Genomic DNA, 17,094 nt, shown 5'->3' with positions numbered 1-17,094 from the left:
TGACAGCGTACTGTCCGCCGGGGACGGCCCGGAAAGCCGTTACCCGCCTCGTGGCCCCCGCGGGAATCCACAGCTGAATCGGGAATTGCCAGCGGGGGTCGGTAGGCTTGGGTGGTGAGCAAACAGAGGGCCGGTCTTTTCATCGCGTTCGAAGGCGGCGACGGCGCGGGCAAGTCCACGCAGGCTGCGCGCCTTGCCGAAGCCCTCGAATCCCGTGGCCTGACCGTCCTGCTGACCCGCGAGCCGGGCGGAACCCCCGTCGGCGAGAAACTGCGCTCCCTTGTGCTGGACCACGGACACGGTGAGATTGATGCGCACACAGAAGCCCTGATTTTCGCCGCTTCCCGGGCAGCCCACGCAAGCCAAGTCATTCGGCCTGCGCTTGAACGCGGCGACATAGTCCTGACGGACCGGTACATCGATTCGTCGGTGGCATACCAGGGGGCAGGACGTGCCTTGGGCGAAGACGCCGTACGGTCCCTCAACGAGTGGGCCACGTCCGGCCTGCAGCCCCATCTCACCGTCCTGCTGGACGTTGATCCAGCGGTGGGCCGCCGCCGCCGCACGGCCGGCGAGACGGCGGAGGACCGTCTGGAGTCCGAAGCTGACGAGTTCCACCTCCGGATCCGTGAGGCCTTCCTGGAGCTGGCGCAGCGCCGTCCGGAGTCCTACCTCGTGCTGCCCGCCCATGACTCCGTCAGCATGCTTTCCGCCCGGATCCTCGAGCGGGTGGATACCCTGCTGGCCGAACAGGACGAAACACCGGCGGGCGCACCCCAGGCCCGGGCCACGGCGGTCGGGGGCGCCCCGTGACGGTGTGGGACGACCTTCAGGGCCAGCCCGCCGTCGTCGAACAGCTGCGGCAGGCCTCCAGCGGCGAGGGACTGACGCATGCGTGGCTTTTCACCGGCCCGCCGGGTTCCGGGCGTTCCAATGCGGCCAAGGCGTTTGCCGCAGCACTGAACTGCGACCAGGAGGACGTCAGCCTGCGGGGCTGCGGGCGCTGCGCGGCGTGCCTGACCATCCTGGGCGAGACCCATTCGGACGTCACTTTCGTCCGCACCGAGAAGGTCACGATCACCATTGACGAAGCCCGTGAACTGGTGGCCACCGCCGGGAACCGGCCCTCGGCCGGCCGGTGGCGGATCATCGTGGTGGAGGATGCGGACCGGATGGCCGAGCGCACCACGAACGTCCTGCTCAAGGCCATCGAGGAACCAACTCCCCGGACTGTGTGGATGCTGTGCGCACCGTCCCCGGCCGACGTCCTGGTGACTATCCGGTCGCGCTGCCGCAGCGTGGCGTTGCGGTTGCCGCCGGCTGCGGACGTCGCCGCCCTGCTGGTCCACCGCGACGGCGTGGATCCGGCCCTCGCGGAGCGCGCCGCGCGGGCAGCTCAAAGCCACGTGGGCATCGCCCGCCGCCTCGCCCGTGATCCTGCGGCCAGGGAACGCCGGCTGGAAACAGTGCGGTTTCCGCTTGGCCTGCGGGGGGTTACGGCTGCCGTGATGATGGCGGACAAACTCGTCAAGATCGCCACAGCGGAGGCCAACAGTTCCAACGAAGAACGGGACGCTGCGGAGAAGGCCGCCTTGCTGGCAACACTGGGCGCACCCGAGTCCGGGACGCTCCCGCCTGCCATGCGCAGCCAGGTCAAGCAGCTGGAGGAAGACCAGAAGCGCCGGGCCAAGCGGTCCATCACGGATTCCCTTGACCGGACGCTGACCGATCTCCTCTCCTTTTACCGGGATGTGCTGATCATCCAGTTCGGGAATGCTGTGGAACTGGTAAACGTTGAGTTGAGGAGCGAATTGGAGGATTTCGCCAGCCGCTCCACGCCGGAATCCACTCTTGCCCGGATGGATGCCATCAACAAAGCCCGCGAACGCATCACCACCACGAACGTTGCACCGCTGTTGACCATTGAGTCCATGGCAGCCAGCCTGATCTAGTCCTTCAAGGAGACCGATGACTGCCCGCCCCCTGCCCGCACGGCCGCGACCCGTGGCGCTTGGCTTCCGCGCACTTGGGGCCATGGTTCTTGCCATGGTTCTGGCGTCCTGCAGCCTCCTCAGTGGCGGCGACCGCAGCCAGGAGGCTGCCACCGCCAAGGCCGACCCCTCGATCGTTGCGTCTGCTCCCGCCGGGCTGGAGAAGTTCTATTCCCAGGAAGTCGTCTGGGAGCCGTGCGAGGGCGAGTTCCAGTGCACCAAGGTGACAGTGCCCATGGACTACGGCAATCCCGACGGCGGGACGATCCAGCTCGCAGCGCTGAGGGCTTCGAGCACGGGGGAAAAGGCCGGGAGCCTCCTGGTCAATCCGGGCGGTCCCGGCGCCTCCGGCTACGACTTCGTCAAGGATGCCGCTGGAACCCATTTCTCCCAGGCTGTTCGTGATTCGTTCGACGTCGTGGGCTTCGACCCCCGGGGCGTGAAGCGGTCCGCCCCCGTGACCTGCATGACGGACGCTGAACGGGACGCAGCCAGGGCGAAGGTCTACGACCTCGAAACGGATGCCGGACTTGCTGCCGCCCTGGCGGACAACAAAGCGATTGCCACCCAGTGCGGGGAGCAAACCGGCCCGGTCCTGGCGCACATCGACACCGTCAGCTCCGCGAAGGACCTGGACATCCTCCGGGCCGTGGTCAATGATGCAAAGCTCAACTACCTCGGGTACTCCTACGGCACGTTCCTGGGATCCACGTACGCTTCGCTCTTCCCTGACAATGTGGGCCGGATGGTCCTCGACGGTGCCCTGGATCCGTCCATCAGCAATGAGGAGCTGACCAGCGGCCAGGCCCGCGCCTTCGAAAAGGCCATTCGGGCCTATGTAGCCAGTTGCCAGGGCCAGGACGGATGTCCGCTGAGCGGAGACGTGGAGGCGGGCGTCCAGCAAATCCGGGACCTGATCGCCGCCGTCCAGCAGACTCCGCGCACGGCAAAGGACGGCCGTGTAGTCAATGCCACCACGTTCGTGAGCGGCCTCATCACGCCGCTGTACAACGACCAGAGCTGGCCCGCCCTGACCCAGGCTTTGGACGCGGCAATGACCGGGGATGTAAGCCTTATGCTGCGGCTCGCGGACCTCGGCGCAGACCGCTCACCCAACGGGACCTACACGTCCAACTCGACCTTTGCGTTCAACGCCATCAACTGCCTTGACTACCCCATGGTGTCCGACACCGCCGGAATGCGTGCCGAACAGCAGCGCCTGATGCAGGACTCCCCCACCTTCGGGTATTTCTTTGCCTATGGCGGCACCAACTGCGTCGATTGGCCGTACCCGAACGTGCGCACGCCCGCCCCGGTGGAATACGACGGCGGGTCCACCATCGTGGTGATCGGCACCACCGGGGACCCTGCCACGCCGGTGGAATGGGCGTCATCGCTGCGCAAGCAGTTGGGCAATGCGGCACTTATGACCTGGAAAGGCGAAGGCCACACCGCCTACGGCCGGTCCAACGCCTGCATCGAGGATGCGGTTGACGCCTACCTTGTCAGCGGAAAGGTTCCCACCGACAACACGGTGTGCTGAAGGCCTCAGCAGCTCCCCGGCCGTCCATTTTGACCCGGGCGCGGGGACTCTATTACAGTTGACTCTTGCATGAGGCGCCCGGTTACGCCGGAGGATCATGCGGTGCTTCCTTAGCTCAGTCGGTAGAGCGTTTCACTCGTAATGAAAAGGTCATCAGTTCGATTCTGATAGGAAGCTCGGGATAAACCCCGGACAGCCCCTGTTTTCGGGGGTTTCCGGGGTTTTTCGCTGGTTAACCGGGTGCTGCTGCCCGAGGGCAGGGCACACTTATGGCACACGTTGCTGCCGGGCAGCCATCTGGGTTCCGGCACCAGTACGTAGCCCGCCGAACTCAGCTGCGTATTCGTGGCGCTTCCGCTTCGACTCAACAGTGACCCCGTCATCGTAGCGATCAGGCAATGAAACGCGCTGAGCCGGCAGACGAGCGGGGCAGCCCTGAAGTACCTGCCCCGCGCTCCGGGCGCTCAGGCTCGCTGGGCCCCTGGTCGTCCATTGCTGACCACGAAGGACGCGTCCACGACAGCCGGAGACGTAGTGTCTGCGGCTGAGGCCACGGTGAGGTAATCGCTGCGGAACTCGTCCGGGGTGACGGTGCAGCGGGTCCAGCCCCGCTTATCCGGGTTGATGTAACGGGTGTGCGGGTTGTTGGGCAGGGCGTTCTTGATGGACTGGGCCCAGCCGCAACCGGAGCTGATGGAGGTCCCGACGAACTCGGTAGTGACGACTTTCGAGGCCGGATCAGCGAAATCGAGGAGGACGTCGTTGACGAAGGCAGCGTGCCAGTCACCACTCAGGATCACGGGGTTGGCAGGGTTCTGCTGGTTGATGAAGTTGGTGAGCCTGTTGCGTGAGACGACGTAGCCGTCCCACTGGTCGTGGTTCACGGACAACACCTCGGACGGGTCGTAGTCGTACTGGGCCATCATCGTCTGCTGGGCGATGACATTCCAGCGTGCCGGGGAGGACGCGAGCCCCTGGAAGAGCCAATGCTCCTGCGCGTCACCCATCAGGGTGCGTGAGGGGTCATAGACGTCGGGGTGCTGCGGGCCGCCGGGGAAGTTCTCGGTCAGCTGGTCGGAGCGGTATTGGCGGGTGTCCAGGACGTGGAACCTTGCCAGGTTGCCGTAGTCCAGGCCGCGGTACAGGACCATGTCCGGGCCGGTGGGCCGCTGCGGGCGGCGCAACGGAAGATGCTCGTAATAGGCCTGGAAAGCGTTGGCGCGCAGCTGGAGGAACCGCTGGGGTTCGTTGGAGGCCTCGTTGTCCGGTTGGGACACGCCCGCGGCCCAGTTGTTCTCAACTTCGTGGTCGTCGAAGGTGACGACGAAGGGGAACCTGGCGTGCGCGGCCTGCAGGTCAGGGGAGCTCTTGTACTTGGCATGGTTGTTTCGAAAGTCGGCCAGGCTTTCGTGGGTTTTGCCCTCGTAGGTGTAGTCCCCCACGTGCACGACCAGGTCAAGGTCCTCCTGAGCCATTGTGCGGTAGGCGGCGTAGCGGCCTCCGGCCCAGGACTGGCAGGAGGCCAGGCCGAAGGTGATCTTGCCCGGATCCGACCCGGCCGCCGGCGCCGTGCGGGTGTGCCCGACCGGGCTTTCCTCGTTGCCGACACGGAAACGGAACCAGTAGTCAGACGATGGGTTCAGTCCCACGACCTCGGCGTGAACGGAGTGGGCAAGCTCCGGTGTGGCCGACTCACTTCCTGCTTTGACCACAGTGCGGAACTCCGGGTCGGTTGCGACCTGCCAGACCACTTCGAGCTGATACGGCGGCATTCCGCCGAGCCCGTCAGCTGCCTGCGGTTCCGGTGCCAGCCGCGTCCACAGGACGATGCCGTCCGGGGCGGGGTCGCCCGAGGCGACTCCCAGGGTGAACGGATTCTGCGGGAAGCGAGGCTCCGCCCATGCCGGGGCGGTGGAGAACCCGTAAATGGCTGCTGTCGCAGCCGCTCCCCCGCTCAAGGTGAGGAAGCGACGGCGGGAAGTTGCACGAGAAAGGGACACAATGTCTCCTGAGGGTCTGGGCGATGTCCGGTCCATTCAGTCAAGGGGAATCAAGGGGGCGATGAACCGGGAGTTAACACGCTTCAAACGTTGCCGGAGCCGCAGGGCAGCGATCGTGAGGGCGGGGACTCGCCATCTCCTCCGAGCGGGCCCAAAACACAGTCTCCCAAAGAAGCCGTAAATCTTCAGGTTGCCATGCGGCTATTCCGGCTTGCCCCGTGTCGTCGGCTGTCTGTTGCGTCGGGACGATCCATACCCGCATCCCCAGTTAACCTCCCAGCCACATCCGGTTAATTACCGATCAGTAACTTGAAAGCTCCTGTTGAGACCCCAACCTTAAGAGGCCCCACAATGAGCTCCTCAACCACCCGCCGCGTCCTCACGACGGCCCGGCACCGCCGTGCGGCCGTCACCGCGCTGGCCGTGTCCCTTCCCCTTGCCTTCCTTGCCCCGGCCGGCGCTTCCACCGCGGCGCCCCTGGCTCCGACGCAGGATCAGCAGAGTTCTGCACCATCGCAGCCCGGTCACCTTGACCTCGGCGCGCCGGACCTTCCCGAGACCCGGAACGTGACCACACTGGCCCCGGGCCTGACCCGCACCTCCATCACCCGGGGCACCCCGAACCCGGACTTCTTCTGGACCGCCGAAGTGGCTGTCCCGTCCACCTCACCGGACCCTGACGCGCCCTCCTCGGCGCTGTCCTCCCAGGCGCAGGCCCAGATGGTCGCTGACAGGCTCACCGCGGCCGGCGTCACAGCCCGGGTCGAGCACGTCCAGTCACCCCAGCTGGCCGACGCCGGCGGTGACCTCGGCTACCGGGTCCGCGCCGGACAGTTCGCGGCCAAGGCTGACGGGGCCGCCACCGTCGACCAGATCAAGGCGGCAGGCTACAAGTCCTCGGTCATCTACACCGGCTGGGACGGCGACGCCGGCTCCAGCGAGGACGACCGCGGGCCCTGGAAGCTGGAGGTGCTCACCATTGACCCGAAGGAATTCCGCGGCGACCTGACCTCTTCGTTCGGTCCGAACCTCCAGGACCGCGAAACCACCAGCTCACTGGCTGCCGGCGCCGGCGCACTTGCGGCAATCAACGGCGGCTACTTCGTTATGGACCCGGCGGCAGGCGCCCCCGGTGATCCCGCAGGCGCAGCAGTCCACGACGGCAAGGTCCTCAGCGAACCCGTCGGAGACCGTCCCTCCCTGGTCCTCGACGAGAACAGCAGCTCCGTCCAGCGGCTGCACTGGCACGGCACGGTCACGGGCGCCGCCAACACGGGATCCCTGCCCCTGGACGGAATCAACCGCGTGCCGGGTCTCATCCGCAACTGCGGCGGCACCGACGACACCCCCACCAACCTGCCGCTGCACGACTTCACCTGCACGGACGCGGACGAAATCGTAGCGATCACCCCCGAGTTCGGCCCCACCCCGTCAGGGCCGGGACTCGAAGTCATCCTCGACGCCCGCGGCACCGTCACGGCCGTCAACCACGCCCGCGGCACCACCCTCCCGGCCGGCGGGCAGGCTCTGCAGGCCATCGGGGCGGACGCGGACAAGCTCGCCGCCCTGGCAGTGCCCGGCGCCAAGCTGAAAATCGACACGGACCTGCTCGACGAGAGCGGCAAGACCCTGAAGACCGGGGCCACCACGGACGTGGTCAACGGCGGCCCGACCCTCGTCGAAAACGGCCAGCTCAACGTCACCGCCAAGCGTGACGGCATGGTCCGCACCAACGACAGCAACAGCTTCTTCTACGGCTGGGTCCACAAGCGCAACCCCCGCACCATCGCCGGCACTGACGCCCAGGGCCGCACCCTGCTGGTAACCGCCGACGGACGCCAGACCACCAGCCTGGGCCTGAGCATCAAGGAATCCGCCGACGTCGCCCGCTCCCTGGGCATGGTCAACGCCATCAACCTCGACGGCGGCGGATCAACCACCATGGTCCAGAACGGCCAGGTCGTGAACTCCCCCTCGGACGCCGCCGGCGAACGCCCGGTCGGCGACGCGCTCCTGCTGCTGCCGGGCCGAAATGGCTAACGGCGCACAGGCAAGCATGACTTCTTTGGCTTGCCAACCAGATCATCAGCATGCTTAGTATGGGTGCAGCCGAATGCGAACGGCTGCCAACCAGAGGAGGAAACACCATGGGACTAGGCGACAAGATTGAGAACGCTGCCGAGAAAGCCGGCGGCAAGGGCAAGGAAGCTGCGGGCAACGCCACCGGCGATGACAGCCTGCGGGCTGAAGGCCAGGCAGACCAGGCCAAAGGCGATGTGAAGCAGGCCGGCGAAAAGGTCAAGGACGCCTTCAAAGACTAACCGCTTTTACGAGAAGGGTGCGCTCAGCGAACGGGGCGCACCTTTTTCGTGCCCAGGTGTTGCTGAGTTGCGCCAGGGTATCCGGTCATGCCGTCCTAGACTTCGCCATGCACCCGTTAGCGGCGTTCGCCTTGGTTTTCCTCACCGGGCTTACCTGGATGGTCACGATCCTGACTTTGTTGATCGCCCTGGCCAAAGCCCGGCGCCCGCCTCGGGCTGAAGTCAGGCACGCAGCCCACGCCGAAGCCCAAACAGCTGACGGCGAGGCAGCGGCGAGCCTTACGCTCAGTGGCTGAAACGCCCCTGAGCAGCAGGACAGCTCAGTCCCGGACGTTTTCCCCAGGGAAGCGTGCAGCCCATTCCTGAAGCCGGTCAGCGCTCCCGGGCGGAGGCCCATTCCGTGGTGAGGGTGCGGTTGAAGCGTTCTACTTTGCCATTGGTCTGTGGCCGGCAGGGGCGAGTCTTGCGGTGTTTACACCTAGAAACCAAAGTTTCTGGGTGTTTTTCGCTCGTTTAATCGTCAGGCGGGTTTGCTGGGCAGTTCCCCGACTTCCCTCCCTTGCTTTTATGGCTTTCGTCCTGCCTGGATCCGCGCAGATGCTTTACAGCCGGCAGGCATTCGCCGCATTCTGGTGTGAAGGCTCAGCCAGAGGGGCCTCGGACAGGAGACCGGCATGGCTATTCCCGCAGGCTTTCCCGGACGCGCATTCCACCGAAACACAGCCACTGCCCCTTCCCTGGCCGACTTGCTGCCAGCACCGGGCCCGGATCTGCGGATGCGGTTTGAACCCCGTTTTGCCGAGCTTGTGGGTGGTGTTGTGGCCACGCTCCGGGTCGCCGGAAGGACGCCAGTACCGGTCAGCGATCCGCATGGGCGCCAATGGGCACCCGCTTACATTCTGGGCAGCCTCGAACAAGACCACCCCTTAAAGGCCGCTGCTTCCAACACGGCGGTGGCGGAGGTGGTGGTGGACGGCTCCGGCCGCATGGTCCGCAACCACCCGGTTCAGGTCATCCGCGGCGCACACAGGCTACTGCCCGTCAGCTGCCCGAGCCTGGCCGACCGCTACGAACAGTTCATCCTCGCCGTAAGGATGGGCGAGGAACCCCGTGGCGATGCAATGGTCCTGACGCGGCACGGGGAGCTGATGATTGCAGGCCCCGGCCAGGAACCTGTTGCCTTGGCCGACTACCTGAACGACCTTTGCCGTTCCGCTGTTGGGCGCGCTGCAGCTTTTTAGAACTCGAGGTCGAAGTCAAGATCCAGGTCTTCCATTGCCGCCAGTTCCCGCCAGGTTGATCCAACGGCGGCTGCTCCGAGCGTCGCTGCGATCGGCATTCGATCAACGGCGGCCAACTGCTCCAAATCCAGCCCCGTCAATTCGGCGATGTCACGGATCGGTGCCTGGAAGGTACCGAACGGGCCCAGGGGCGGGGTGCCGTCGAGTGCGCCGGGACGCGGCACCTCGGGCAATTCCGCCAGTTGCGGAGTCTGGTCCACAACGTAACCGGTGGCCGCCAGTTCACCTTCATGGATAAAGGCTGCAACCTTGAAAAATCGCAACGGGATGTCCACTCCGCGGTAAACCGGGTCGACGTCGCTGAAGATCGGACCCGTGAAGACCACGATCCTCCTCCGGTGCCCGGCTGCATGATCCAGCAGGTAGGACTCCATCCCGAGCCACAGTTCCAGGCCCTGGTTGAACTTTGCCGCCTTCCAAGCCCGGTCACGGCAGCGAGGCGCTTGTCCAATCGCATCCGCACCGAGAAGTGGGTGTAAGGGCAACAGGCAGCTGAAATCCCCGGGGCATCCCCCGCGCTGGCCGCCGGCTTCATCCCCCCGACACCTGCCGTTGTCTGCCGCGCCATCCCGGGCGCCTACGTTTGATCGCGCCCGGCCCCACCGGGCACCCCCAACACGCACCTGGAGCAGACATGAAGATGAAGCGAGTCCTGGCCATTGCGGCCGTCGCCGCGGCCACCCTGACAGCCGGAACCTCCGCTGTTGCCACCAACGGGCAGGCCCCCAAGGGCCTCACGGCAGAAGCCGAGGCCTTCACCAAGGTGGACCGCAACACCCAGTGGGAACAGGTCCAGAAGCTCAAGCTGGACTTCCCGACCTTCCACCCGCAGGGCATGTCGCTGGTGGGCGACAAAATCTTCCTCAGCAGCGTCGAGATCCTCGAACCGACAGTGCGCTACCCTTCGCCCGTGGACGGCTACGACCGCACAACCGGCAAGGGCCGTGGCCACGTCTTCGTCCTCGACCGGCAGGGAAAGCTGCTCAAAGACATCGTCCTGGGCGAGGACACGATCTACCACCCGGGCGGCACCGACTTCGACGGCGAGAACGTCTGGGTTCCCGTCGCCGAATACCGGCCGAACAGCAGCTCAATCGTCTACACTATCGACCCTGACACCTACCAGGTCACGGAGCAGTTCCGCCAAGCGGACCACGTTGGAGGGGTCGTCGCCGACCGCAAGACCAACCGAATCAGTGGCGTCAGCTGGGGTTCACGGAAGCTGTTCACCTGGAACAGCCAAGGCGCGCTCCTGGGGACGCAGGCAAACCCCAGCCACTTCATTGACTACCAGGACTGCGAGTACGCCGGTGCCGGCCACCAGCTCTGCTCGGGCGTTACCGGCCTGAAGACTGCTGACGGGAAACCGTTCGAGCTCGGCGGCCTCGCCCTGACCGACCTTGCAGACGGAACCATCGTCCACGAGGTTCCCTTCCAGAAGTTCTCCACCGCCGGACACTCCATGACCCGCAACCCCGTTGCCTTGGAATCTGATGGCGGTGTTCTGCGCCTGTTCGCCGCCCCCGATGACGGCGAGGAAGCCGCCGGCACTGAACTCTTCGTGTTCGAGGCCCGCCCCTGAGCCAGCAGGAATCATGGCTGCGGGAGGGGACCGGGATTCCGTCCCCTCCCGCAGCACACCCTAAGGAGTGGTTCCCGGCGGGGATGGCCGGGCAGGGCTAGACTGGCCGGGCAAGGACGGATTGGGGATCCAGGGCGGCGCTGCCGCCGTTCCGCTGGTCGGTCGCAGCCAACGGACCCGAGGACTCTCACCGTGACCTTCTTCCAGGACTTTCCCATCCCGGCGTCCGGTCCCAGGCCCTCCGCCCCCAGGTTCGAGCCGCCTCCGTGGGCCGCTCCCCCGTCCTATGAACTGCCGGCCGTGGTCCACGTCGGCAAGTTCCTTCACCACAGTCCCGCGATGGTCATGGCGCTCAGGAGTGCGGAGGTGTTCTCCACCGGCTGTTCCTTCAACCTGTCCTGGATCATTCGCCGCGGCGAGGAAGACGAGGATGACTGGGCCGACAAGCATGCACTGTTCTTCCAGCCGGGCATGCGCCTCCGCCGCGGCACAGTGCCCTTCTCCGGGCTGATGTTCGGCGTTCAGTTCGCCGACGGATCCAAGGCAAGCACGGGAGCCCGCGGCCCCCACGGGTTTATGGGCAGCACCGGGGAGCCGGAACCCCCCACCCTTGTCCTGAACAACGGTGGCGGCAGCGGAGCCCCCGATGAGCTGGCAGGCAGCGGCACCCTCTGGCTCTGGCCGCTTCCGCCCGCCGGCGACCTGCGCCTGGTGGCCCAGTGGATCGACTTCGGCATGGAGGAAAGTTCCATAACGCTCGACGGCGGACAGCTGCGGCAGGCCGCGGCAGGAGTGCAGCGGTTCTGGCCGGAAAAGTAGCAGACGGGGTAGCTGCTACGACACGTGAACTGCGCCCGGTGCGCCGTCTTCGACCTCGAACACCGCATGCGTGTACTGCCCTGCGGCCCGGCTGCCCACCCCGGTTGCCATGCGAAGCTCCGTGCGCCAGCGCTCGGGAGTGACCTGGCACCGGACGTAGCCCCGTCGGTCGCCGTCGAAGAACTTGATGTGCGGGTTGAACCCGATCATGGGCTCGTAGTAGGGCCCGTAGACTGGCACGTCGCCGTTGGTGCTGATGGAGGTGCCGACGAACTCGGTGGCCACCACCGGGGAGTCCGGCCGGTCAAAGTCCAAGTGAACATCGTTGACAAAAGTGGAGTGCCAGTCGCCGGTGACGAACACGGCATTGCGCACCGCGGGCCCGGCGATCACGTCCAGCAGCCTCTTGCGGGCCGCCGGGAAGCCGTCCCAGGCGTCATGCCACAGCAACTCACCCGCGGCGCCATCGTGGTCGAGGCGGGAGACCATGACGTTGTTTCCCAGGATGTTCCACCGCACGTCTGAGTCGCGCAGCCCGGCATAGAGCCACTGTTCCTGCTCCGGGCCGAGCATGCTGATGGCGGGGTCGTAGGCCGCTTCGCATGCCTGGGCTTCGCCCCAGCCGCAGGGCGGAGCGTCGCGGTACTGCCGTCCATCCAGGACGTCCAACTGAGCCAGGCGGCCATAGCGCAGCCGCCGGTAAAGCTGCATGTCCGTGCCTTGGGGCAGCGACCGCGCCCGCAAGGGCTGGTGCTCGTAGTACGCCATGTAGGCCGCGGCCCGCACTGCGGTAAAGGCCTGGGTCTGCCCTTCCCAGCCTCCGGCGTAGTCATTCTGGACCTCGTGGTCATCCCAGGTCACGATGAACGGAAACCGGGCGTGTGCAGCCTGCAGGTCGGGATCCGACTTGTAGAGGGCGTAGCGTGCCCGCCACTGCTCAAGCGTTTGCGGGGCCGGCTGCGCGGCGGCGGGCACTGGCGTGCGGCGCAGGCCGCCGTCGGCCCCGATCTCGTACTCGTAGACGTAATCGCCCAGGTGCACCACAAAGTCCAGGTTCTCTGCTGCCATGTGGCTGTAGGACGGAAAGAAGCCGTCATCCCACTTCTGGCAGGAGGCGAAGGCGAAATCCAGCTGCCTGACATCGGCCCCGGGGGCTGGCAGGGTCTTGGTTCGGCCCACAGGGGACCAGTGGTTACGGAACTTGAACTCGTAGAAATACTCGCTGTCCGGTTCCAGGCCCTCCACCTCCACGTGAACCGAGTGCCCCAACTGCGCCGGGGCGTGTGCACTGCCGTCCCGAACAACATTGCGCATCCCGGCGTCGGTGGCCAGACGCCACTCCACGACGGGGTGGCCGGGAGGCATGCCGCCGTTCGGCTCGAACGGTTTCGGCGCGAGACGGGTCCACAGCACCACGCCGGAAGGCGTGGGATCGCCGGATGCGATTCCCAGCGTGAAGGGATCATCCTTGCTCCGCGCCGGCGTCGTGGCCGCGTCGGCCTTGGTGGCCGGGGTGGCGGCCAGCGCGGCGGCGGCGGAGACACCGGCCACGCCGGAGAGGAAGAGGCGGCGGTCTATCAGACGGGAGTTTCCAGGCAGGATCAAGGGCATGCTGCCAACGTCCCTTGGAGCCTTGAACAGGACGCCTCCCGCCGGGAACTCCGGGGCAACCCGCCGGTAAACATGCGGTGAAACAGTACAGCAGCTGCCAGTGGAAACGAGTCCGCCACAACCTGCTGAACACCGGCGTTTGGCTTCTTCCTCCGGTTAAGCGCCTGACCAGGGTCGCAGCATGGAATCCCCACACAAACTCCCGGTCAAGGCTGCAATTACCGCCCTAATCCCCGGGCTTCCCGGAGCCTTCCTTGCCACCGCCGGCCCCTCCGCAGCCACCCCGCCCCTCCCATCCGGGGACGCCCAGCCCTTCCCGCCGTCGAACTTCACCTCGGCGCCCGGGACCTGCCCGAAACGCGCGACGTGACGGAACCGGCCCCCCGCCTGACCTGTACGTCGATCACCCGCGGAACCCCCAACCCTTCCCTTTTTGGACGGCTGAAGTGGCCATCCCGGCGAATTCACCCGACGTTCGGCCCCGACCTGGTCAACCGGGAAACCACCAGCCAGCTGGCGGCTGCCGATGGTGCGCTCGCCGGCATCAACGGCGGCTACTTCGTCCTGGACCCAAAGGCCGGCGCCCCCCAGAGAGCAACGACGCGGCAAGGCCGCCAAGGGTGCACGGCTGGCCCTGGACGGCATTAGCCGTGTCCCGGGGCGCATCCGGAACTGCGGCGGAACGGCCGATGCTCCCACCGTCCTCGGGCACGACTACACCTGCACGGACCCCGATGAGGTCATTGCTTTCACCGAGGACTTCGGCTCCGCCACACCGTCCGGGCGGGGGCTGGAAGTGGTGCTGGACAGCCAGGGCACCGTCACCGCCGTCAACGCTCCCGGGGCACGGCCGTGACCGCCGAGGGACGCCAGACGGCATCCCTTGGGCTGAGCATCAAAGAAGCGGCAGACGTGGCCGCGTCGCTGGGCATGGTGGAGGCAATCAACCTCGACGGCGGCGGATCCACCACTATGGCCGTTGGAGGGAAGGTCGTCAACAGCTCCTCCGATGCATCGGGCGAACGTCCCGTAGGCGACGCAATCCTCGTCCTCCCCCGCCGCAAGGACTGAACGCCGGCAGCGGTCGCGGTCGGCAGCGGGGCGTGAGCCCGCGGCAGTCGCGGCACCTAAGATGGCGTGCATGGAAGACGTGGCCCTGGCTGGGATCGCGAGCGGGCTTTATGCCAAGCCGCTGGAAGACTTCGTTGCGGCGCGCGCCGTCGCGGCCAAGGAGGCTGCCGGGTCGGACAAGGAACTTGGGGCAGCCGTGCGCGCCCTGCCGAAGCCGTCAGCTGCCGCCTGGACCGTCAACATGCTGGCGCTGCACCAGCCTGGTGTCCTTGCGGAGCTGGCGGCCCTGGGTGGCAGGATGCGCGAGGCGCAGTCGTCGCTGGACGCCGGGGCGCTGCGGGAGCTGGGGCGTGAGCGCCGCACCCTGCTTGCTGCCGCCGTCGAGGCCGCCCGTGCCGTTGCCAGGGAGCAGGGCCGGGGCATCAGCGATGCCGTAGCGGGGGACGTGGAGGAGACCCTTCGGGCCCTGACGGCCGATGAAGGGGCAGCGGCCGCCGTGCGGAGCGGGCGCCTCCTGAAGGCGTTGTCCGCCGACGGAATGAACACCGCCGATGTGGAGGGGGCCGTGGCGGTGCCCTCCGCGCTGCCGCCGGCCGCCCCGGTTCCGCGCCCTGGGCCAGCAGCCACAGTAAGCAGGAAGACGCGCACGACGACGGCGGGCACCGCCCGTGCCACGCCGGACAGGCCGCGGCTTGAGGCGGTCCGCCAGGCGCCGCGTCCAGCGTCACCGCCTGCATTGGAGAAAGCCAAAGCCGCCCTGGCGGAGGCGCAGGCGGCAGAGGCTGAGGCTGCCCGGGCGGCGCGGGAGCTGCAGGACCAGGCGGACCAGGCACGCACCGGGATCACGGAACTCGTCCAGGAGGCAGCCGAGCTCCGTGCCAGGCTCAAGGGCGTTGAAGAGCGGCTGGAGCGCTCCCGGAAAGCGCTGGCTGCCACCACTGCGGAGGCCAAGCAGGCAGCGCGTGCCGCGGACAGAGCCGAGCGGACGGCGATGCTCGCGCAGGAGCGGGTCCTTCGGCTGGGCAACACGCGGGGATGATTCCGAAGAATGTCAGACCCCGGTTGCAGACTGGATTCATGGAAAACCAACTGGTACAGGAATTTCACGTCACGTACTTCGACGCCGACTGCGGCCGTGCCCGGGCCGAGGTCTTTGACACGCTGGCCGAGGCGGAGCGTTTCGCCAGCCGGCAGTGCCGCGAGGAGGATGGCTGGGCCGTCGTTGACGCAGTGTCAGTCGAGCACATCCGCACTGCCGCCTGACATGCTCCGGCTACCTGCCGCACCCGTTTAACGCGGGCCGCCCCGGCCTGTTGGACAGGCCGGGGCGGTTTGCGGGGCTGGCACCATGGCGCGGGTGCCGGCCGCCGGCTAAGCGAAGTCGGAAACTGCAGGGTCCGCGCCGATGCGGCCTTCGCCGTTGGCGGAGCGGTCCAGCGCGTTGATGGCCTCGACGTCGCCGGAATCGAGGCTGACCCCGAGCGCTGCGAAGTTTTCCCGGATCCGGGACTCGGTGACGGACTTGGGGATCACCACGTTGCCGATTGCGAGGTGCCAGGCAATGACAACCTGCGCAGGCGTGGCGCCGTGCTTGGCTGCGATCGAGGCGACCGTTCCGTCGTCCAGCAGCTCGCCGCCCTGGCCCAGCGGTGACCAGGCCTGCGTCAAAATCCCGTTGGCCGCACCGAACTCACGCAGTTCCCGCTGGCTGAAGTACGGGTGGAGCTCGATCTGGTGGATGGCCGGAACCACGCCGGTCTCGTCGATGAGCCGCTGCAGGCCCTCGACAGTGAAGTTCGAAACACCAATGGACTTGACCCGGCCGCGCTTCTGCAGCTCGATCAGGGCCTTCCAGGTGTCCACGTATTTGTCCTGCTTGGGCTGCATCCAGTGGATCAGGTAAAGGTCCAGGGTTTCCAGCCCGAGCCTGTCCATGGATTCCTCGAAGGCAGCCAGCGTGGACTCATATCCCTGGTCTGCGTTCCAGAGCTTGGTGGTGATGAAGAGCTGCTCCGGGGACAGGCCGGAACTGGCGATCGCCCGGCCCACGCCCGCCTCGTTGCCGTAGATCTTGGCGGTATCGATGTGGCGGTAGCCCGCTTCAAACGCTTGGCGGACCACCTTTTCAGCCACGCCATCCTCAACCTGCCACACGCCGTAGCCGAGCTGGGGGATGGTGTTTCCGTCATTAAAGGTCAAGGTAGGTGAAAGAGTCATTCGTCCATCCTGCCAAACTATCGGCTCCGCCCGGCGGGTATCGGCCCGAAGTAAGCCAGGCGCTTAACCGGGAATACCCAACTGCTGCGGTCCTGAACCCTCTTCGCTGAGGTGCCGTTCGGCGTCGGCCACCTGCTGGAATACGGACTCGGCCCGGCGGCGGACCGAGGCTGCACCTACCGGGACGGGGCCCACGGCGAGCCGGAGCATGGCGGCCGCTTCCGCCGTCGTCGCCAGGGAGTTGCCGGCTTTGGACAGGGCGCGGTGAACCCCGGAAAGGGCCGCAGGGATGTTGAGGCTGTCGTTGGGCGAACGCCGCTGCGCTTCCATGCATACCAGCCGTACCCGTTCGAGGAGGCTGGCCAGTTCATTGGCGATCTCCAGCAATTCAGCGTACAGCTGGTCGTCCTCCACGCCCTCAAGAACCTGGTGGAAGCGGTCCAGTCCCCGCTGGAAACGGTCATGGGCCCGGCGCCATAGCCCCTGGCCCAGCTCCGCGTCGTCCTTGCGCCCCTGCCTGGCGGCGCTGAAAAAGCCCAAGCGGAGCCTACAGGTATTGTCCGGGACCGTGGTCCGGGTCGTCCCGCTGGCCAGGCCGAGCAGGGCTTCCGGAGCGCGCGCCGGCGCCGGCGCGCTGC

Annotated in this window: 19 protein-coding genes, 1 tRNA gene and 1 pseudogene; 15 read left to right on the top strand and 6 right to left on the bottom strand. The window is 66.6% G+C overall.

All coding sequences use genetic code 11. From position 1 onward, the window contains the following. Positions 1–114: 114 nt before the first annotated feature. The 4 genes from tmk to U7114_RS17750 all read left to right on the top strand — a co-directional run bounded on the left by tmk (position 115) and on the right by U7114_RS17750 (position 3,711). Entirely contained in the window at positions 115–813 is a 699-nt protein-coding gene (tmk, locus tag U7114_RS17765; RefSeq protein WP_323058100.1) for a dTMP kinase, read from the top strand. Next, positions 810–1,952: a DNA polymerase III subunit delta' gene (locus U7114_RS17760; protein WP_321215365.1), complete on the top strand. Its 1,143-nt coding sequence runs from the start codon at positions 810–812 to the stop codon at positions 1,950–1,952. Before tmk ends, U7114_RS17760 begins: the two co-directional genes overlap by 4 nt. A gap of 16 nt (positions 1,953–1,968) precedes the next feature. Beyond that, complete coding sequence (locus tag U7114_RS17755) at positions 1,969–3,534, top strand: alpha/beta hydrolase (RefSeq protein ID WP_157239115.1); 1,566 nt, start codon at positions 1,969–1,971, stop codon at positions 3,532–3,534. A 104-nt stretch (positions 3,535–3,638) separates the two neighbouring features. Next, a tRNA-Thr gene (locus tag U7114_RS17750) sits at positions 3,639–3,711 on the top strand. 287 nt (positions 3,712–3,998) lie between these two features. Here the strand turns inward: U7114_RS17750 and U7114_RS17745 are convergent. Further along, positions 3,999–5,534, bottom strand: a complete 1,536-nt coding sequence (locus U7114_RS17745; RefSeq protein WP_197432421.1) for an alkaline phosphatase D family protein — start codon at positions 5,532–5,534, stop codon at positions 3,999–4,001. A gap of 351 nt (positions 5,535–5,885) precedes the next feature. On the opposite strand from U7114_RS17745, the gene U7114_RS17740 reads away from it, so the two are divergent. The 3 genes from U7114_RS17740 to U7114_RS17730 all read left to right on the top strand — a co-directional run bounded on the left by U7114_RS17740 (position 5,886) and on the right by U7114_RS17730 (position 8,151). Continuing rightward, the gene (locus U7114_RS17740) at positions 5,886–7,574 is read left to right on the top strand and encodes a phosphodiester glycosidase family protein (protein WP_323058099.1); all 1,689 of its coding nucleotides are present in this window, start codon (positions 5,886–5,888) and stop codon (positions 7,572–7,574) included. A 107-nt stretch (positions 7,575–7,681) separates the two neighbouring features. Next, positions 7,682–7,855, top strand: coding sequence for a CsbD family protein (locus tag U7114_RS17735; RefSeq protein WP_321215362.1), 174 nt, complete (start codon positions 7,682–7,684; stop codon positions 7,853–7,855). A 107-nt stretch (positions 7,856–7,962) separates the two neighbouring features. Next, the gene (locus U7114_RS17730; RefSeq protein WP_323058098.1) at positions 7,963–8,151 is read left to right on the top strand and encodes a hypothetical protein; all 189 of its coding nucleotides are present in this window, start codon (positions 7,963–7,965) and stop codon (positions 8,149–8,151) included. An 85-nt stretch (positions 8,152–8,236) separates the two neighbouring features. Here U7114_RS17730 and U7114_RS17725 read toward each other — a convergent pair. Next, positions 8,237–8,329: pseudogene (locus tag U7114_RS17725) on the bottom strand (integrase core domain-containing protein); the annotation flags it as partial. Between the two features lie 302 nt (positions 8,330–8,631). On the opposite strand from U7114_RS17725, the gene U7114_RS17720 reads away from it, so the two are divergent. Then, complete coding sequence (locus U7114_RS17720) at positions 8,632–9,096, top strand: hypothetical protein (RefSeq protein WP_321215361.1); 465 nt, start codon at positions 8,632–8,634, stop codon at positions 9,094–9,096. On the opposite strand, the gene U7114_RS19410 is transcribed toward U7114_RS17720, so the two are convergent. Continuing rightward, entirely contained in the window at positions 9,093–9,779 is a 687-nt protein-coding gene (locus tag U7114_RS19410) for a DNA/RNA non-specific endonuclease (RefSeq protein ID WP_416235568.1), read from the bottom strand. The genes U7114_RS17720 and U7114_RS19410 overlap by 4 nt on opposite strands. Positions 9,780–9,790: 11 nt before the next feature. On the opposite strand from U7114_RS19410, the gene U7114_RS17710 reads away from it, so the two are divergent. Beyond that, a complete protein-coding gene (locus tag U7114_RS17710; protein WP_323058096.1) occupies positions 9,791–10,738 on the top strand; it encodes a DUF6454 family protein in 948 nt (315 codons plus the stop codon). 192 nt (positions 10,739–10,930) lie between these two features. Then, positions 10,931–11,557: a hypothetical protein gene (locus U7114_RS17705; RefSeq protein WP_321215358.1), complete on the top strand. Its 627-nt coding sequence runs from the start codon at positions 10,931–10,933 to the stop codon at positions 11,555–11,557. 15 nt (positions 11,558–11,572) lie between these two features. Here U7114_RS17705 and U7114_RS17700 read toward each other — a convergent pair whose 3' ends face one another. Continuing rightward, the gene (locus U7114_RS17700; RefSeq protein ID WP_323058095.1) at positions 11,573–13,168 is read right to left on the bottom strand and encodes an alkaline phosphatase D family protein; all 1,596 of its coding nucleotides are present in this window, start codon (positions 13,166–13,168) and stop codon (positions 11,573–11,575) included. 181 nt (positions 13,169–13,349) lie between these two features. On the opposite strand from U7114_RS17700, the gene U7114_RS17695 reads away from it, so the two are divergent. The 5 genes from U7114_RS17695 (at position 13,350) to U7114_RS17675 (ending at position 15,502) form a co-directional block, all read left to right on the top strand. Beyond that, positions 13,350–13,538, top strand: coding sequence for a hypothetical protein (locus U7114_RS17695; protein WP_323058094.1), 189 nt, complete (start codon positions 13,350–13,352; stop codon positions 13,536–13,538). A 156-nt stretch (positions 13,539–13,694) separates the two neighbouring features. Further along, positions 13,695–14,024 carry a hypothetical protein gene (locus tag U7114_RS17690; protein WP_323058093.1) on the top strand — a complete coding sequence of 110 codons (330 nt, stop codon included), beginning with the start codon at positions 13,695–13,697 and terminating at the stop codon, positions 14,022–14,024. Further along, positions 14,021–14,239, top strand: a complete 219-nt coding sequence (locus U7114_RS17685; RefSeq protein ID WP_323058092.1) for a phosphodiester glycosidase family protein — start codon at positions 14,021–14,023, stop codon at positions 14,237–14,239. Before U7114_RS17690 ends, U7114_RS17685 begins: the two co-directional genes overlap by 4 nt. 70 nt (positions 14,240–14,309) lie before the next feature. Next, positions 14,310–15,278, top strand: coding sequence for a hypothetical protein (locus tag U7114_RS17680; RefSeq protein ID WP_323058091.1), 969 nt, complete (start codon positions 14,310–14,312; stop codon positions 15,276–15,278). Between the two features lie 38 nt (positions 15,279–15,316). Beyond that, a complete protein-coding gene (locus U7114_RS17675; RefSeq protein ID WP_157239136.1) occupies positions 15,317–15,502 on the top strand; it encodes a hypothetical protein in 186 nt (61 codons plus the stop codon). A gap of 108 nt (positions 15,503–15,610) precedes the next feature. Here the strand turns inward: U7114_RS17675 and U7114_RS17670 are convergent, their stop codons facing one another. Together U7114_RS17670 and U7114_RS17665 are read right to left on the bottom strand one after the other, a co-directional pair. After that, entirely contained in the window at positions 15,611–16,456 is an 846-nt protein-coding gene (locus U7114_RS17670) for an aldo/keto reductase (protein WP_157239138.1), read from the bottom strand. A gap of 63 nt (positions 16,457–16,519) precedes the next feature. Continuing rightward, positions 16,520–16,996: a hypothetical protein gene (locus U7114_RS17665; RefSeq protein WP_157239140.1), complete on the bottom strand. Its 477-nt coding sequence runs from the start codon at positions 16,994–16,996 to the stop codon at positions 16,520–16,522. Positions 16,997–17,094 lie beyond the last annotated feature (98 nt).

Source organism: Pseudarthrobacter sp. C1, from assembly GCF_034720455.1.
GTDB lineage: Bacteria > Actinomycetota > Actinomycetes > Actinomycetales > Micrococcaceae > Arthrobacter.
Note: the sequence above shows the minus strand (reverse complement) of the source record. Positions and strands in the feature narration are given on the sequence as shown.

Bases quoted from the DNA above. Each gene is read 5' to 3' on its own strand.
- U7114_RS17735 (WP_321215362.1), top strand. From the start codon at position 7,682: ATGGGACTAGGCGACAAGATTGAGAACGCTGCCGAGAAAGCCGGCGGC.
- U7114_RS17680 (WP_323058091.1), top strand. From the start codon at position 14,310: ATGGAAGACGTGGCCCTGGCTGGGATCGCGAGCGGGCTTTATGCCAAG.
- U7114_RS17755 (WP_157239115.1), top strand. From the start codon at position 1,969: ATGACTGCCCGCCCCCTGCCCGCACGGCCGCGACCCGTGGCGCTTGGC.
- U7114_RS17695 (WP_323058094.1), top strand. From the start codon at position 13,350: ATGGAATCCCCACACAAACTCCCGGTCAAGGCTGCAATTACCGCCCTA.
- U7114_RS17730 (WP_323058098.1), top strand. From the start codon at position 7,963: ATGCACCCGTTAGCGGCGTTCGCCTTGGTTTTCCTCACCGGGCTTACC.
- U7114_RS17675 (WP_157239136.1), top strand. From the start codon at position 15,317: ATGGAAAACCAACTGGTACAGGAATTTCACGTCACGTACTTCGACGCC.
- U7114_RS17690 (WP_323058093.1), top strand. From the start codon at position 13,695: ATGGTGCGCTCGCCGGCATCAACGGCGGCTACTTCGTCCTGGACCCAA.
- U7114_RS17740 (WP_323058099.1), top strand. From the start codon at position 5,886: ATGAGCTCCTCAACCACCCGCCGCGTCCTCACGACGGCCCGGCACCGC.
- U7114_RS17710 (WP_323058096.1), top strand. From the start codon at position 9,791: ATGAAGATGAAGCGAGTCCTGGCCATTGCGGCCGTCGCCGCGGCCACC.
- U7114_RS17720 (WP_321215361.1), top strand. From the start codon at position 8,632: ATGCGGTTTGAACCCCGTTTTGCCGAGCTTGTGGGTGGTGTTGTGGCC.
- U7114_RS17700 (WP_323058095.1), bottom strand. From the start codon at position 13,168: ATGCCCTTGATCCTGCCTGGAAACTCCCGTCTGATAGACCGCCGCCTC.
- U7114_RS17670 (WP_157239138.1), bottom strand. From the start codon at position 16,456: ATGACTCTTTCACCTACCTTGACCTTTAATGACGGAAACACCATCCCC.